General features: G+C 63.7%; 11 protein-coding genes and 2 pseudogenes. 7 read left to right on the top strand and 6 right to left on the bottom strand.

The genetic code is table 11. The features are described 5' to 3' along the window. Positions 1-17: 17 nt before the first annotated feature. Positions 18-845: a metallophosphoesterase family protein gene (locus FHS55_RS15580; RefSeq protein ID WP_343056180.1), complete on the bottom strand. Its 828-nt coding sequence runs from the start codon at positions 843-845 to the stop codon at positions 18-20. A 343-nt stretch (positions 846-1188) separates the two neighbouring features. Between FHS55_RS15580 and FHS55_RS15575 the strand changes: the two genes are divergently transcribed. The 3 genes from FHS55_RS15575 to FHS55_RS15565 all read left to right on the top strand — a co-directional run bounded on the left by FHS55_RS15575 (position 1189) and on the right by FHS55_RS15565 (position 5858). Next, on the top strand, positions 1189-2784 hold the full coding sequence (locus FHS55_RS15575) for a CYTH and CHAD domain-containing protein (protein WP_183190707.1): 1596 nt from the start codon (positions 1189-1191) through the stop codon (positions 2782-2784). A gap of 123 nt (positions 2785-2907) precedes the next feature. Continuing rightward, the gene (locus FHS55_RS15570; RefSeq protein WP_183190706.1) at positions 2908-5265 is read left to right on the top strand and encodes an Orn/Lys/Arg family decarboxylase; all 2358 of its coding nucleotides are present in this window, start codon (positions 2908-2910) and stop codon (positions 5263-5265) included. A 20-nt stretch (positions 5266-5285) separates the two neighbouring features. Beyond that, positions 5286-5858, top strand: a complete 573-nt coding sequence (locus FHS55_RS15565; protein ID WP_183190705.1) for a GNAT family N-acetyltransferase — start codon at positions 5286-5288, stop codon at positions 5856-5858. A gap of 13 nt (positions 5859-5871) precedes the next feature. Here the strand turns inward: FHS55_RS15565 and FHS55_RS15560 are convergent, their stop codons facing one another. The 4 genes and pseudogenes from FHS55_RS15560 to FHS55_RS23495 all read right to left on the bottom strand — a co-directional run. Next, positions 5872-6414, bottom strand: a complete 543-nt coding sequence (locus tag FHS55_RS15560; RefSeq protein WP_183190704.1) for a DUF924 family protein — start codon at positions 6412-6414, stop codon at positions 5872-5874. A 29-nt stretch (positions 6415-6443) separates the two neighbouring features. Continuing rightward, positions 6444-8249, bottom strand: a complete 1806-nt coding sequence (locus FHS55_RS15555) for a monovalent cation:proton antiporter-2 (CPA2) family protein (RefSeq protein WP_183190703.1) — start codon at positions 8247-8249, stop codon at positions 6444-6446. 127 nt (positions 8250-8376) lie between these two features. Continuing rightward, complete coding sequence (locus FHS55_RS23745; RefSeq protein WP_281379669.1) at positions 8377-8499, bottom strand: hypothetical protein; 123 nt, start codon at positions 8497-8499, stop codon at positions 8377-8379. Between the two features lie 173 nt (positions 8500-8672). Then, positions 8673-9169, bottom strand: a pseudogene (locus FHS55_RS23495) (integrase core domain-containing protein); the annotation flags it as partial. Between the two features lie 252 nt (positions 9170-9421). On the opposite strand from FHS55_RS23495, the pseudogene FHS55_RS15540 reads away from it, so the two are divergent. Then, positions 9422-10051 (top strand): annotated as a pseudogene (locus FHS55_RS15540) (tyrosine-type recombinase/integrase); the annotation flags it as partial. Positions 10052-10209: 158 nt separating this feature from the next. On the opposite strand, the gene FHS55_RS15535 reads toward FHS55_RS15540, so the two are convergent. Beyond that, positions 10210-11202, bottom strand: a complete 993-nt coding sequence (locus tag FHS55_RS15535) for a restriction endonuclease (protein ID WP_183190701.1) — start codon at positions 11200-11202, stop codon at positions 10210-10212. Positions 11203-11399: 197 nt separating this feature from the next. Here FHS55_RS15535 and FHS55_RS15530 point away from each other — a divergent pair, with 197 nt between their 5' ends. The 3 genes from FHS55_RS15530 to FHS55_RS15520 are packed head-to-tail and all read left to right on the top strand — an operon-like array spanning position 11400 to position 17148. Further along, a complete protein-coding gene (locus FHS55_RS15530) occupies positions 11400-12887 on the top strand; it encodes a type I restriction-modification system subunit M (RefSeq protein ID WP_183190700.1) in 1488 nt (495 codons plus the stop codon). Beyond that, the gene (locus FHS55_RS15525; protein WP_183190699.1) at positions 12877-14124 is read left to right on the top strand and encodes a restriction endonuclease subunit S; all 1248 of its coding nucleotides are present in this window, start codon (positions 12877-12879) and stop codon (positions 14122-14124) included. Before FHS55_RS15530 ends, FHS55_RS15525 begins: the two co-directional genes overlap by 11 nt. A 9-nt stretch (positions 14125-14133) precedes the next feature. After that, entirely contained in the window at positions 14134-17148 is a 3015-nt protein-coding gene (locus tag FHS55_RS15520; protein ID WP_183190698.1) for a type I restriction endonuclease subunit R, read from the top strand. The last annotated feature ends 1 nt before the right edge of the window (position 17149 follow it).

The following is a 17149-nucleotide window of genomic DNA, read 5'->3' as shown; positions in this document are numbered from 1 at the left end:
GCGCGGGAAACGGCCCGCTAAGACGGTTTGCTCGATAGGAAAGCCTTGTCGTTGCCATCGATGACCAGCGCGGTGAGGCGACCCGTTCGATAGGCGCCCGTATCGATCCCGATACGGTTGATCCGCTCCTCCGGCTTCGCGCTGATCGTGTGTCCGTGGACCACCACCTTTTCCAGGGGCATCAAGGATTGCAGGAAGGGTGCGCGCATCCGCAGGAGATCATCGGGGTCCTGGCTGTCCAACGGCGTTCCAGGGCGAACCCCGGCGTGGCAAAAGAAATAGTCCCCATACGACACTGAGAGCTGCAGCCCTTCCAGGAAGTGGATGTGCGAGGAGGGGACCGCCTCCACCAGCTTCTGGTGCACGTTCTCGAGATCGGCCTCTGTCTTCAGCTTAGAGGGATTGAGCTTCACGCCATAGGAGCGGGACGTGGCGTTGCCACCGCTATTGACGAAGACGCCATCCATGCTGGGTTGCTTGAGAAAGGCGAGAAATTCCACGTCGTGGTTTCCCGCGAGCAGGATATGGCGGGGATCCACCGACTGAAGCGCGATCAGCCGGTCGATAACGCCCTTGGAGTCCGAGCCTCGGTCCACATAGTCGCCAAGGAAAAGGATCCGCCAGTCATCCGGCTTTGACCGTGCAATATCCTCCCCGATCTTCTGCAGAAGCTTGTTGAGAAGGGAAAGGCACCCGTGGATGTCGCCAACGGCATAAATCCGGATCCCCTCAGGGCCGCGCGCCTCCGAAAGGGTGACAAGTGGGGTTTTCCATAGTCCGAAAATTATCTGCCGACTCCAATCCGGGGCAGCGGAGTGATCCAGCGTGCCGTGAAACGATATCACAGAAGCGGCCTGGGGCGGGAATGAGCCGCGACCCTCCGCCTGTGCCAGGGGGTGAAGGCGGCAGGGCAGGAGCCGTGGCCACGTCTTGCACGCCGTAACATGGCACCTTCTTTCCAGAGCAAATTGTACCGAATGTCGATGACCTTGGAACCCTTCGGCGTCGCTCCTCGCGGCGATTCCCCCAGAAATCCGCGACTGCGCGGGCGTCGTCCAGTGGTCCCGGTCCGCGAATGCTACTTTTATGTGACAGTGCGAGCCGCTATCGGTTGCGTTTCAAGCTGACGGGAGGTGGCCTCTTCGTGGCGGCAAAACGGGCTCATGCCCGGACCAGCGGAGAGACGATATGTCGGAGCACACTCCAGAGCTTCAGCTGCCCGGCGATATGGACGCGCAGGAGCCCGCGGGAGCCGGCCGCGAGGTCGAGCTGAAGCTTTTAACGGATCCGGCCACCCTGCAGCGCCTCCTCACCGCGGCTGTCGTCACGCGAAACGCCACGTCAAAGGGTGTCGTCCGGCGTTTGGAGGCCACCTATTACGATACGCCCGATGCGCGGATCGCACGGCAGGGCGCATCGCTGCGCGTCCGGCGCAGCGGCAAGCAGTTCGTCCAGACGCTGAAGCTGGCGCCCGAGGGGAGCCCACTCCAGCGGCGCGAGATGGAAGCGCGGGTGCCGGACATCGCCCTTCAGCTCGATGCGCTGCCATTGAGCGATCTGGGCGCGCCCTTCGCGACGCTGCCGGGCACGGAGCTCGCGCCGGTGTTCACCACCAAGATCCGCCGCCATATACAGGTCGTGGAGTTTGGCGGCGCCGTCATCGAGGTCGCGTTCGATGAAGGAACGCTGAGCGCCGGCGAGAAGACGGAAGCCGTCTGCGAAATCGAGCTGGAACTGAAAGCGGGCGAGGCGGGTGCGCTTTATGAGCTGGCCCTGTCGCTGCTGGAGCAGGGCCCCGTTCGCATTGGGCCCCAAAGCAAGGCCGAGCGCGGCTATGCGCTCGCCTTTGGCACCTCGCCCGCCGCCGAAAAGGCGTTTGCGACCGGCATTGGGCCGGCCGATATCACCGACGAGGCGATTGCCAAGGTCTTGAACGCCTGCCAGCGCCATGTGATGGCGAATCTGATGGCGGCGCATCATGGCCAGGATCCGGAGGGCGTTCATCAGATGCGCGTCGCGCTGCGGCGTCTGCGCACCGCCATATCCCTGTTCAAAAAGGAAGTCCCCGCCTCGGCGCTCCAGGCCCTCGGCCTTGACGCCAAACGGCTGGCGAGCGCTCTCGGGCCGGCCCGCAACTGGGACGTGTTCGCCACGACGACCATCGCCGAGATCGAGCGCGCGAACCTGCCCGGCGTCGACTTTGCCGAGCTCAAATCCGCGACCGTCCCGCCGCGGGCTCGCAGCCATGAGTCCGTTCGCGCGGATCTGATCGATCTCGAATGCACCCGCTTCCTGCTGTCGCTCGGCCGGGTGATCGAGCGCCGAAGCTGGCGGAACGACATCGGTATCGAGGCTCTCGCCGTGCTCACCCAGCCCGCGCGCGAATTTGCCGGGCGTGGACTGACGCTCCTGCACCGCAAAGCGCTGAAACAGGGCCACAATTTCCGCAAGCTGCGGCCGACGGCCCGTCATGAGCTGCGCCTGACGCTGAAGAAGCTGCGCTACGGGGCCGAATTCCTGCTGCCGCTCTACGATCGCGACGGTGCCGCCCGGAAATATCTGAAGCGGATGTCCCGTCTTCAGGACATTCTCGGCATCGACAACGATATCACCACCACCCAGTCGCTGCTGCGGGAGGTGGAGGAGAGCACATCGAGCCCGCAGGTCCACAAGGCCATCGGCGCGATCACCGGCTGGCAAGGGCGCGACCGCATCGAGACCGCCGAGGCGCTGAGGCGCAGCTGGCGGAAATTCATCGATGTGGAGCCGTTCTGGCTCGACTAGCCAGACCGAGTGTTCCTTGCCTTCCCTATGCCGGCCCCTCTAGGGATCGTCACCGCGCTGTCGTGCTCTCGTCATGAGGCACGTCGAAACGTCGCGTCGAGCCGAACATGAGCGGGTGCCCGGATGGACTATTTCAAGCGCTTCAACTTCCTCTTCGCGACACCCGCCTTCGATGCGGACGATCTGGAGGGCGCCCGCTATCACCAGATCGTCGCGGAGATCGAGAGTTCCGGCTTCGAGGTGGTGCGCGCGCGCACCATCGAGGACGCCGAGATCGCGGTGCAGACCGACGCCGCCATCGGCTGCATGATGGTGGACTGGGGCAAGAAGGGCATGGAGGGCAAGACCGCCTCGCTCATCAACCTGATGCGCCGGCGTGGCCTCGACTTTCCCATCATCCTGCTCATCCGCCGCAAGCGGTTCGAAGATGTGCCGGTGGAGGTGCTGGACTTCATCGACGGCTATGTCTTCCTCTCCGAGGAAACCCCCGCCTTCATCGCCAAGAACCTCATCAGCCGGCTCAAGCAATATGCCGAGACGCTGAAGACGCCGTTCTTCGGCGCGCTGGTGGATTATGCTGAAGAGGGCAACCAGCTCTGGACCTGCCCCGGGCATAATGGCGGCGTGTTCTACTCGCGCAGCCCGATCGGCCGCGTGTTCATGGAGCATCTGGGCGAGGCGGTGTTCCGCGACGACCTCGACAATTCCGTGCTCGATCTCGGCGACCTGCTGACCCATGAGGGCCCGGCTCTCGCGGCGCAGAAGGAAGCGGCTAAGATCTTCGGCGCCGAGAAGACCTATTTCGTGCTCAACGGCACCTCGACGTCCAACAAGGTCGCGCTCTCCGCCCTCGTCACCGATGGCGATCTGGTGCTGTTCGACCGCAACAACCACAAGGCCGCCCATCATGGGGCGCTGATGATCTCGGGCGGCATACCGGTCTATGTCCCCACCGTTCGCAATGCCTGGGGGCTGATCGGCCCGATGGATTTCGCCGCGCTGGACGAAGATGCCCTGCGCGCACGCATACGCAGCCATCCGCTGGTGACGGATCCCGAGGCCTGGCAGAAGCCGCGCCCGTTCCGCGTCGCCGTGGTCGAGCAATGCACCTATGATGGCACGATCCACGATGCCGAGATGATTCTCAGGAAGATCGGCCATCTGTGCGATTACATCCTGTTCGACGAGGCCTGGGCAGGCTTCATGAAGTTCCACCCGCTCTATGCCGGGCGTTTCGCCATGGGGCTGAAGGATCTGGGCCCCGACGCGCCGGGTATCATCGCCACGCAGTCCACCCACAAGCAGCTTGCGAGCTTCTCTCAGGCCTCGCAGATCCACATGAAGGACCGGCATATCAAGGGCCAGAAGCGGCGGGTCGAGCACCGGCGCTTCAATGAGAGCTTCATGCAGCACGCCTCCACCTCGCCCTTCTATCCCCTGTTCGCCTCGCTCGACGTGGGCGCGCAGATGATGAAGGGACGCTCCGGCGAAGTGCTGTGGGACGATACGATCCGTCTCGGCATCGAGCTGCGCAAGAAGATCCGCGCGGTACGCCGGGAGTTCGAGGAGAAGGAGCAGCGCCCCGAGCGCCGCTGGTTCTTCGAGCCGTTCGTGCCGGACCGGGTGGCGATTCCCGATGCATCCAGCCCCGGCGCCGTGCATGACGTGCCGTGGGAGAGCGTCTCCACCGACCAGCTCGCCACCAATCCGGCCTTCTGGCACCTCACGCCGGGCGCCGCCTGGCATGGCTATGCCGACATGGCCGCCGGCTTCGCCATGACCGATCCCAACAAGCTGACGCTGCTGACGCCCGGCTTTGATCGCGCCACCGGCGCCTATGTGGAGCACGGCATCCCGGCCCCGGTGGTGGCGCAGTATCTGCGCGAGAATCGCATCGTCGCGGAGAAGAACGACCTCAATTCCCTGCTGTTCCTGCTGACGCCGGGCATGGAATCGAGCAAGGCCGGGACGCTGATCAGCGGTCTGGTCGCCTTCAAGAAGCTGCATGACGACAACGCTTTGCTGGAAGACGCCATCCCCGAATTCTACCGGCGCCGGCCTGCGCGCTATGCCGGCGTGCGCCTGCGCGACCTGTGCGGCGAGATGCACCGCTTTTTCCGCAACGCCGATGTCAGCGCGCTGCAGGCAATGCAGTTTTCGGCCGAGCACCTTCCCGATATCGCGCTGTCTCCCCACGATGCGGCGCGCTGCCTCGTGCGCAACGATGTGGAGTACCTGCCCATCGACGCCATTGCCGGGCGTATCGCCACCACGCCGTTCGTGGTCTACCCGCCGGGCATTGCAACGATCGTCCCCGGCGAAAGGCTCACCGAGCGCGCGCAGCCGATGATCGATTATCTCCGGATGTTTGAAGCGTGCTTCAACACCTTCCCGGGCTTTGACGTCGAGATACAAGGCGTCTATCGCGAAACCGATGCTGCCGGTCGCATCCGGCTATATACGTATGTGGTTGCGGAATAAGCGGGAAGTCGGGTTCGTTCATGGAGCAGGAGAATGCGGTCGTCATCCGCCCCACGCGGGATGCCGACGTCGACGCCATGCTGGCGATCTATCGCCATCACATCCGCCGGGGCGTCGAGGACGGGGTGGACGACAGCGACACGCCGCAGCCCGACGATCTGAGGGAGCGGCGCAAGAACCTGAAAAACCGCCGCTTTCCCCACATCGTCGCGATCCGCGGCGAGGAGGTGGTCGGATATGCCTATGTGGTGCTGTTCCGCAAGCGCCCGGCTTACCGCTACACCGTCAAGCATTCCATCTATGTTCACCACGAGCACATTGGCCGTGGCATCGGCAGCCGGCTGCTGCGCGGGCTGATCGACGCCTGCGCGGCGGCTGGGTTCCGACAGATGATCGGCTATATCGACGGCGACAACACCGCATCGCTCGCCATCCATGATCGTTTCGGCTTTGTCCGGGTGGGGGTTCTCCCCTCGGTTGCCTACCGTTATGGCCGCTGGGCCAACAGCGTGATGGTGCAGCGCTCGCTCGGGCCCGGCGCAACCGCTCCGCCTCCGCCCTTGCCCCTCTCCACCCAGCGAGACGCAACCTGATCCGAAGGCACCGCTAGCCCTGGAAGCCGCCGCTCTTGAGATAATCGTCCTCTTGCGGAGTCATGGCGCGGCCGAGCATGGGATTTCGATGCGGGAAGCGGCCGAAGCGGTGGATGATGTCGCGGTGCCCTTCGGCATGCCCCAGCCATGGCTCGCCCAGTTCCGCGTTCAGCCGCACCGATAGATCCTGATCGTCGAGGTCTTCGGAATGGGCGAATGGCAGGCAGAAGAAGAGCCGCAAGCCTGGCTCGACGCGCGCCATATGCCCCACCGCCAGCGCGTGACGCGCGAAGCCGCGTGCGAGCGGGTCGGTTGCGTACATGTGACCGGTGCCCCGGAAGGCATTGCGCGGGAACTGGTCCGTCAGGATCAGGAGCGCCAGCGCGCCCTCGGGCGATGCCAGCCAGCCGTCATGCTCGCGTGCCGCCACCTCCATGTGCAGGCCGAGGTACCTTTCGCGGAAAGCCAGGTCGAATCCGCCATCCGCGTCGAACCATTGCCCGCACTCGCCTGCTTTCTTCCAGAACGCCACGACGGCGGCGATCTCCGCCTCCATCGCCCCAGCCTGCGGCCTGTGCTTCACCTTCAAGACGAGCCGTCCCGCCTTGCCGGCTCGTCCTTTCGCCGCGCGTTGCCGTGGATCAGATCCCGCCCGGCATAGATGCCTTCCACCGTCTCCATGGCGAAGCGTTCGCTGTCGCGGCGGCGGACATCCTCCATCACGCGCCGGCGATCCTCCTCATCGACATTCATCATTTCGAGCGCCTTCTCGCCGAGCATGAGGGCGGATTCCAGGGTCTCGCGGATCTGCCAGTCGACACCCGCGTGGATCAGTTCGATGGCATGCTCTCGGTCGAGGGAGCGCGCAAGCACAGGCACCAGCGGAAACTCGGCCTTGAGCAGTTCCGCGATCTTCAGGCTCGCCTCGCGATCGTGAACGGCGATGACGATCAGGCGTGCGTCATGGGCGCCGGCGGCGTGCAGGATGTCGAGGCGCGCGCCATCGCCATAATGGACCTTGAAGCCGAAATCGCGGGCGTCGCGGATGGCGTCCGTGTCGGTCTCGATGATGGAGATCGAACAGCCATTGGCCAGCAGGGGCTGGCTCGCGATCTGGCCGAAGCGGCCGAAGCCGATGAGCAGCGCGCTGGCGGAGAGGTTTTGCGCGGTCTCGACGCCTTCCATCGACGGTGCGCGCTTCGGCATCAACCGGTCGTGCAGGATGATCATGAGCGGGGTGAGCGCCATGGAGACGATGATGGTCGCGGTCAGGACGGCGTTGGCCTCGCCGTCGATGATCCCGGCCGAGGTCGCCGCGGCGTAGAGCACGAAGGCAAACTCGCCGCCCTGCGCCATCAGCACGGCACGCTCGATCGCCTCGCGGTGATCGGCCCGGAACAGCCGGGCGACCGTGTAAATGCCGATGGTCTTCAGCACCATGTAGGCGGCCACGGCGAGCCCGATCAGACGCCAGTTGGCGGCGATCACGGCAAGGTCGAGCGACATGCCCACGCCCAGGAAGAACAGGCCAAGCAGAATGCCGCGGAACGGCTCCACATCGGCTTCGAGCTGGTGGCGGAACGAGGATTCCGACAGGAGCACGCCCGCCAGGAAGGCGCCCATGGCCATCGACAGGCCGCCGAGCTGCATGGCGAGCGCCGCGCCGAGCACGACGAACAGCGCGGCCGCGGTCATCACCTCACGCGCTCTCGCCTTGCCGAGAAGGCGGAACAGCGGATCGAGCAGGTAACGACCCGCAAGCACCAGTCCGGCGATCGACGCCAGACCGATCGCGACGCCGGTCAGCCGGTCGGCGAGCGTGGCGTCTTCCCCGCCCGGCGCGAGAAACGCGACGAGCGCCAGCAATGGCACGATGGCGAGATCTTCCAGCAGCAGGATAGCAACGATCCGCCGCCCCTTGGCCAGGCCCATCGCCCGCCGCTCCTCCAGCATCTGCATGACGATGGCGGTGGAGGTCAGCACGAAGCCGGTGCCGGCGACGAAGCTCTGTGCGACGGGATAGCCAAGGGCGAGTCCGACACAGGTCAAGAGGCTGATGCACAATCCCACCTGCGCGAGACCCAGACCAAAAATCTCGCCGCGCATCGACCAGAGCCGCGAGGGCTGCATCTCCAGTCCGATGATGAACAGGAACATGACGACGCCGAGTTCCGCGACATGCAGGATCGACTGCGGGTCGGTGAACAGGCCGATGCCGAACGGCCCGATGACGAGGCCAGCGGCAAGATAGCCCAGCACGGAGCCGAGCCCCAGCCGCTTGAACAATGGCACAGCGATAATGGCCGCGCCGAGAAGCACCACGACGGGAACGAGATCGAAGCCGCCATGAGAGACGGCCTCAGCGGCATGGGAGACGGCTTCGGGGCTCACGGGTCAGCCTTTCGTCAACGGCCACGTCACCAACGCGGCGAGCGCAGCGGGCACGATGAAGACGACCCGAAGGATGGGCAACTCCTGTGTGACCGAGTAGCCCGCCTGGTGACGCTCACCCACATGTTTACCAGCGCAAAAGCCAGCCACCCGAGGCGATGCCCGCGACATTGCCGTGCCAGAGCTTCCCGAAAAGGCCGAAGACGCCGCGCAGGCCGGCGCCCTCTGCAAGGAGGAGCGACCTATGCATGAGCGCCCCCCTGTTCCCGCCATATGGACCCGGCAGCATGTCGATCGGGACGACGCATCGCCGCTCATCTCATTTCGTGGTGTCGCCGCCGTTGCTCAGGATGGTTTGTCCGGTCATCGACCCGCTGTCCGAAGCCAGGACGCGGATGAAGGGCACGATATCCTCGATATCGGCTAGGTGTTTCGTCCCAGGATGTCATGGCTTGGCGGACGAACGAATAGCTCCGGCTTTTCGACGCTGACGGATTTGAGCGCTTCGGGCGGGGTTTTGAAGCGGAGCGCCTTGATCGGCTTGGCGTCGTTTTAGGCGGGCAACCGGTCCCGGACATGGCGCCTCAGGTCGTCGATCGAGGCGTAGTGGAAGGCGCGGACGGTGGCGTCCTTGATGGTCCGGATCATCCGCTCGGCCTGGCCGTTGGTCCATGGATGATACGGCGTGGTGAGCCTGTGCTCGACGCCGTGTTCGGCGCAGACCCGGCCGAACACGTGGGCGATGGAGCCGCCATGGCTCTCTTGTCGTGCTGGACGAACGCAACCGCCTTATCCGTCAGCAGCGTGTGGATCCTGTAGGGGACAGCCATGAGCAGAGCCTTGAGCAAGCCGGCCGCCACCCGCTTCGTCGCCTTCCGGTTGATTCAGGCGAAGACCGACTTGGAGGTGCGGTCCACGGCCCGAAGGCCACCCGCCATCCGGCCGAGGCAGACGCCGAGCGTGCCCCGGCCATGCTCCAGAACGCCGGGAGAAAGCCCGTCACGTCGGCGATGCTGAGCAAGTTCGCCAGTGTTTCCCGCCAGCGCATCCGCCTCGAAGGCGCCGGCTATCGCCGCGACCATCTCCGCGCGCTCGCCCAGCGCGTCGAGTTTGTCGAGGGCGAGGTTCGGATCAGCGGATCGAAATGCCAAACATCTCGATCAGTGGCGGATGCCTTCATCGTCAGCCTCCAGGACAGCGACGGGGTGACAGCGCGCGCGCTCGAATTCCTGATCCTGACGGCAGCGCGGTCCGGCGAGGTGCGGGAGGCGCAGTGGGGAGAGTTCGACCTGAAGGCAAAGGTCTGGACCGTGCCGGCGCATCGCATGAAGGCGGGGCGCGAGCATCGGGTGCCGCTCCCGGCGCGCACGATCGAACTCCTGACTGGCATGAAGCCCCCGGACTGCGACGATTCGGACAGCGACGCCTTTGTCTTTCCCGGTGCCCGAAAGGCGAAGCCCTTGTCGGTCATGGCCTTCGACATGCAACTGCGCCGGCTGGACTGCGATTACACCGTGCACGGCTTCCGTTCGGCATTCCGTGATTGGGTCGGTGAGGAGACAACGTTCCAGCGCGAGGTCGCCGAAGCCGCGCTGGCGCATACGGTGGGTGATGAAGTCGAGCGTGCCTATCGCCGCGGCGATGCGCTCGAGAAACGGCGCACGCTCATGGAAGCGTGGGCGATGTATTGCGAGCATGGTGACGATGAGGCGGATGCCAATCGGGCCTCATCATCGGGTGAAGAGCGTTCGGATGTCACCGAATTTTCGGGGGAACCGGGGGAACAAGGGGTACAAGTCTGATCCATCAAGGGAAATCCTGTTCCCCGTGAGTTTTCAGGTTGGGGAACATGGGGGAACAGCTTTCTCCCCGAAATTTTTTTCAGGCATCCGTCTGATGAGACGACGTCAAGAAAGCTCTATCTCAACGCGCGATCTGCCGTCTCCGGCACAATCCAAGGTCACGCCGGCCAATAGATGCGCTTCAGCGGCAACAACTGCTGCGTCTCGATATCCAGTTTCTCGTAATTCTGGATCACCGCGTCCACGAGATCGTCGATCGTCATCAGCGACAGCGGGATGCTAGCGCGCTCGGCCTCATAGAGGGCGTCCTTGGAGAAGCCGCCGGTGGAGACATACAGCCCCTTGTCCTGTGGATGGCGACCACCCAGAAAACTGCGGATCGCCTGCGAGCCGATCGTGCCCTGCCGATGTTTGACCTCGACGACGATGCGCGGCGATTCGAATCCGAATCCATCCGGCGAGGCGACGATGTCCTTGCCGCGATCGGCGCCGGCCGGAGACACGCGCGTCTTGTAGCCCATGGCGCGCAGCAGGCCGGCGACGAGTTCCTGCAGATCGGACCAGTCCAGTGCGTTGACGCGGTCCTTGGTGAATTCGATCGCCTTCTCCTGGATGTTCTTGAACACATCCTCCTCGGCGATTTCGACGGACGCCGCGGGGTCGGCTTTCGCCGGCTGGTGCGATTTGAGTGCGCGCAGGAGGTCGTCGACCACGTCAGGCGGCAGCTGGAACAGCGTCGAGATGGCGCCGAGGCTGTTGCGGCTGCGCACGGAGAGCAGATCGCGCGAGACTTCACCCTGCCATGCCACGGATCGGACATTCGGATCCTCGGCGTCGATGCTGGGATCCCACCGATACTCGCCGGCGATTTCGCCGACGAGATAGACGCGGCGGCTGGGGTCATAGGTGACGATGCGATCGCCGATCTTCATCTCGCTGCGGAAGCGGTGGAGCTGTCCGGCCGACATCGCCACGGCCTGCGGCTTCCACTCTGGCCAGATGGCGGCGACTTTGGCGGCGATCTTCTCGCGCGTCTTCAGCTCCGTCAGCGGACCGATGTCGCTCCAGCCGATGGCGATGATGGAATTCTCCTTGAACGCGTCGTAGAGCCGCCCTCCGCGCTCGGCGCGCACTACCCATGCCTGCTTCATCGAACCATCCGACCCTATCGCTGGGTGTCATCGTAGGGGGCAGGTATCGACGGAGGCAAGGCGGCCACGGTGCGCTATCCGGCTTTCATCGGGCTTCTGTCACAGGTAGAAATCGGCTCATAATGAAAAGGGGCGCTCCGGTGGCATGCGAAGCGGGCATATGACCCGCGGCGGCTCGGGACGAAGGGGCAAGAAGAATGGCGCTGACGCTTTCGCAACTCGAGACCCACCTGTGGCGGGCGGCCGATATCCTGCGCGGATCGATCGATTCCGGGGACTACAAGCACTATATTTTCGGCCTCTTGTTCTTCAAACGCCTCTCGGATGTGTGGGAGGAGGAGTATGAGGACCGCCTCGCGCGCTATCACGATGCCGCGCTGGCGGCCGATCCCGACGAGCACCGCTTCGACATTCCCAAGGGCCATTTCTGGCGCGACATCCGCCGCCACGCCACCGATATCGGCGCGCGTCTGAACGACGCCTTCCGCGCCATTGAAGACGCGAACCTGCGTCTCAAGGGCGTGTTTCAGGATGTCGACTTCAACAACAAGGAGCGCTTTCCGGACGCCATGCTCGAAAAGCTGCTCCAGCATTTCGAGACCTACCGGCTGCGCAAGGGGGATGTCGAGCCGGACATGCTCGGCCAAGCCTATGAATATCTCATCGAGCGTTTCGCCGACGATTCCGGCAAGAAGGGCGGCGAGTTCTACACCCCGAAAATGGTGGTGCGGCTCATCGTCGAGTGCCTGAAGCCGGAAGCGGGCATGTCGATCTATGATCCCACCTGCGGCTCGGGCGGCATGCTGCTGGAGGCGGTGCATCATCTCGAGCGGCAGGGCCAGAACCCCAAGAGCCTGTCGCTGTTCGGCCAGGAGAAGAACCTCAACACCTGGGCGATCTGCCAGATGAACCTGTTCCTGCACGATATCGACGACGCCAAGGTGGCGCGCGGCGATACGCTGCTGGAGCCGAAGCACCTGACCGGCGAGGGGGTGAAGGCGATCCGCACCTTTGACCGGGTGCTGGCCAACCCGCCCTTCTCGCTGAAAAGCTGGGGGTTCGAGGTGTGGCGCGAGGGCGATGCCTATGGCCGCGATGTCTATGGCTGCCCGCCGAAATCCTATGGCGACCTTGCCTTCGTGCAGCACATGGTGGCGAGCCTGAAAGAGGATGGCATGTGCGGCGTGGTGCTGCCCCATGGCGTGCTGTTTCGCGGCGGAGCGGAAGGGCGCATCCGCGAGGGGATGATCCGCGACGACCTCGTGGAAGCCGTCATCGGGCTGGCGCCGAACCTGTTCTACGGCGCCGGCATTCCCGCCTGCATCCTCATTCTGCGCAGGAACAAGCCGGCGGCGCGGCGGGGGAAGATCCTCATCGTCAACGGCGCCGAGCAGTTCGTCGAGGGTAAGGCGCAGAACCACCTCTCCGAGGCCAATGTGGCGACGCTGGCCGGCGCCTATGCGGGTTTCGCGGATGTGGAGCGGCTGGCGCGGGTCGTTCCGGTCGCCGAGATCGAGGCCAACGACTTCAACCTCAACATCTCCCGCTATGTGCACCTTGGAGAGGAGGCCGAGGCGGTGGATGTGGGCGAGGAAGTGGAAAAGCTGGTGGCGCTGCAGGCCGAGCGCGACGCCGCCGAGGCGCGGATGATGGGCTTTCTGCGGGAGCTTGGCTATGTCGGGTGATTGCTGGAGTAGTTGCCGGATAGGAGAAATCTTCACGGTTGCCAGAGGCGGATCTCCGAGGCCGATCGACGCCTACATAACTGACGATCCATCAGGTATAAACTGGATCAAAATTGCGGATGCGACCGGTAGCGATAAGTTTATTCGATCAACTAAGGAAAAAATTATACCAGAAGGACTTGCGAAAACACGTCGCGTTTTTCCAGGTGATTTCGTTCTTTCTAATTCCATGAGCTTTGGTCGCCCCTATATAATGGCAACCGAGGGCTGCATACACGACGGGTGGCTCCTCCTCCGCCCCAAGGACGAGAATAACATCGACCGCGAGTTTTACTACTATTTGCTCGGCTCAGATGTGTTGCAGCGTCGTTTCGCGACGCAGGCTGCCGGTTCGGCGGTCCGAAATCTGAATATTGATTTAGTTGCGGCTGTAGATGTGCAGGTGCCCCCGCTCCACGAACAGCGGCGGATCGCGGAGATCCTGTCGAGCGTCGATGAGGCTATCGCGGCGACGCGGGCCGTCATCGAGCAGACGCGCAAGGTGAAGCAGGCCGTGCTGGAGCGCCTGCTGACCAAAGGCATCGGCCATGTCAGCTTCAAGCAGACGGAAATCGGGGAGATTCCGGAGGGGTGGGAGGTGGTGAATTTGATCGAGGTCTGCGAGGACGTAAAAGTTGGCATAGCTTCATCAGCCACCCACGCTTATCGTCCTAAAGGTGTTCCACTCCTGCGCAATCAAAACATCATGGCGGGATGGTTGGATACGTCAGACCTATTGTTCGTTTCATCAGAATACGATTTGAAGAATGCATCGAAGCGAGTGAAGACTGGTGACGTTGTCACCATGAGGACGGGCTATCCAGGGCGTTCGGCAGTTATTTCTGAGCAGTTTAATGGTTGTCAGACGTTCACGACGCTCATAACCAGGCCGCTGGAATCGAGATTGGATGCTTTTTTCCTTTGCGCATGGATAAACTCAGAACGTGGAATGGCGCAGATCCGAAAGCGACAAGCCGGTGGAGCGCAGCAGAACCTTAATGCAGGGGTTTTGAAGCGCATGCCGGTGCCCCTACCAAAAATCAATGAGCAGAGAGAAATCTCCAAGTTGACGCAGGCGCTTGTCTTCGACGAAGAAATGGAACTTGCAGCACTTAACGCCACCAAATCCGCCCTCATGTCCGACCTCCTCACCGGCCGCAAGCGCGTGACCGACACCCTCCCCATGGCGGCGGAATAGGAGAGGCGCATGAGCCACGGCCCCGAATGGCACTTCGCTGAGCGACCGTCGATCGAGCGGCTGGAGGCCATGGGCTATGTCGTGGTGCCGCCGGCGGACCATGCCGGCCTGCGCGAGGGCGACAACCAGGTGCTGTTTCGCCCCCACCTCGTCGAAGCCCTCATGCGCATCAACGGCATTGATGAGCGCGCGGCGCAGTCCGCCTATGGAGAACTGGCCGGCATCGCCGACAATGAGGCGTGGCTGAAAGTGCTGCGCGGGGATTATTCCCGCAAGATCGAAGGCTTCGAGACCCGCCGGACCCTGCGGGTGATCGACTTCCTCACCCCCGCCAACAACCTGTTCACCGTCACCCGCCAGCTGCGCGTGAAATCGGAGAAGACCCGCCGGCCGGACCTCGTCATCCATGTCAACGGCATCCCGCTGGTGGTGATCGAGGCCAAGAGCCCGCTCAACGTGAAGGACAAGACCGGCGAGGCGTTCGAGCAGATCAAGCAATATGAACGGGACATTCCGCGCCTGTTCGCCGCCAACGCCTTCAACATCGTCACCGATGGCGCGCTGGTGCTCTATGGCGCCACCGGCGCGTCCTCCAAGCACTATGCCGAGTGGCGCGACCCGTGGCCGAAGCTCGACGCGGATTTCCCCGATCCGCTCGCCAAGGGCCTGTGGTGCCTCCTGGAGCCCTCGCGCCTCCTCGACCTCCTCGCCCATTACATCGTGTTCGAGAAGACCGATTCCGGCACCATCAAGAAGATGTGCCGCTACCAGCAGTTCCGCGCGGTGAACCGCATCGTCGCGCGCGTGCTGGAGGGCACGCACCGGCAAGGGCTGATCTGGCACACCCAGGGCAGCGGCAAGTCGCTCACCATGGTGTTCGCCGCGCTGAAGCTGAAGACCCACCGCACCATTGCCTCCGACGCGCTGACCAACCCGAACATCCTCGTGCTGACCGATCGCGTCGACCTGCACAGCCAGATCAGCGGCACGTTTGTCGCCTGCGGCCTGCCGAACCCGACCACGATCGACAGCATCAAGGAACTGCACGCGCGGATCGGCAGCGGCAAGGACGGCCTCACCGCGCTCTCCACCATCTTCAAGTTCCAGGGCTCGAACCAGCCGGTGGCGAATTCCGCCGACTGGATCGTGATGGTGGACGAGGCCCACCGCACGCAGGAGAAGGACCTCGGCGCCGCCCTGCGCGCCACCTTGCCCGAGGCCCGTTTCTTCGGCTTCACCGGCACCCCGGTGAAGAAGGACGACAAGGACACCTATGCCAATTTCGGCGTGCCGGGCGAGGGCTATCTCGACAAATACGGCATCGACGACGCGGTGGCGGATGGCGCCACCGTGCCGATCTACTATACCGGCCGCAAGACCGACTGGCAGGTGGACGAGGCGCGCATCGACATCCTGTTCGACAACTGGTTCGCCGAACTCGACGACGACAAGCTGAACGAGATCAAGAAGCGCGGCGTGCGCATTGAGGATCTGGTGAAGCACCCGCGCCGGATCGAACTGATCGCCTACGACATCTGGACCCACTTCAAGGCCTATGCCCGCCCCGACGGATTCAAGGCGCAGATCGTCGCCATCGATCGCGAGGCGGTGATCCTCACCAAACGCGCGCTGACCCGCGTGATCGCCGACGATCTTGAAGCGGAAGGGCTGGCGCCCGAGGCGGCGCTGGCACGCGCCGACACCATGTCGGCCTGCGTCTATTCCATCAATCAGGAAGACCACAAGCCGAGCGAGGACGCGCGCACGCAAGCCATCCGCGCGGCGCTGGTCGCCAACTATCTCGATGCCGATGCGGAGAAGCAGGCGAAGAAGGCCTTCGGCCGCAAGGGTGAGGATCCCCAGTTCCTCATCGTCTGCGACAAGCTGCTCACCGGCTTCGATTGCCCGATCGAGAGCGTCATGTATCTCGACAAGCCGCTCAAGGAACACGGCCTGCTCCAGGCCATCGCCCGCACCAACCGCGTTTCCGATGCGAAGAAACGCAACGGGCTGATCGTCGACTATATCGGCGTCTCCGCAAACCTTGAGGCGGCCCTCGCCAGCTACCGCGCCGACGACGTGAAGAACGCCATGCGCGATCTCGACGATCTGCGCAGCCAGCTGCGCACCGCCCATGCCGCCGTCGCCGTGCTGCTGAAGCCGATCAAGCGCGTGGCGCAAAGCCGGGGCGGATGGGAGAAGGAGTTCAACGCCTTCGCCAATGTGCTCGGCACCGAGGATAAATGGTTCGAGTTCAAGGGCCGGGCGCGCAGCTTCATCGCACTCTACGAGACGCTGAGCCCCGATCCGAGCGTGCTGGACTTCACCGCCGATCTGAAATGGGTCGCGTCGTTCCTGCTCTTCGGCACCCAGCGATTCGAGAAGCGCCAGGCCTTCGATCAGATGAGCTACAGCGAGAAGATCCGCGAGATGCTCGAGACCCATCTCGACGCCACCGGCCTCAGCGTGACGGTGAAGCTGCGCCACATCACCGATCCCGGCTTCTGGGACGACTTCGATGCCGAGGGCAAGACGGATGAGGAACTGATGACCGCCGCGATCCGCAAGACCACCGAGCTGCGCAAGACGGTGAGCGAGCGGATCGACGACAGCCCGCAGCAATACGGCAAGTTCTCCGAAATGCTACGCCAGCTGCTGGAGCGTATGGAGAGTGCCCAGCTCAGCTGGGCCGACAAGCTGCGCGCCGCGGAGGAACTCGCCAAGGACATCGCCGCCGAAGATGGGGCGCATGCCGAGGCGGGTCTGTCACCCGGTGCTTTCGGGATCATGCAGATCCTCGCCAATTTCGGCGCCGCGCAGCAGGCCGAAGAAATGGCGATCCGCGTCGAAGGGCTCTACACTGATCCGACCACCGCCCCCAAAGGCTGGTGGGACAAGGACGGGCTGCGCAAGGATCTCCGCCAGAAGGTCCGCTCCATGGCGCATCTGGCCGGACTGACCCAGCTGAAGGACATTCCCGATCAGGTCGAGGCCTATGCCCTAAAGCACTTCGCGGAGCCCTGAT

Source organism: Ancylobacter tetraedralis, from assembly GCF_014195655.1.
Classification (GTDB): Bacteria; Pseudomonadota; Alphaproteobacteria; order Rhizobiales; family Xanthobacteraceae; genus Ancylobacter; species Ancylobacter tetraedralis.
Note: the sequence above shows the minus strand (reverse complement) of the source record. Positions and strands in the feature narration are given on the sequence as shown.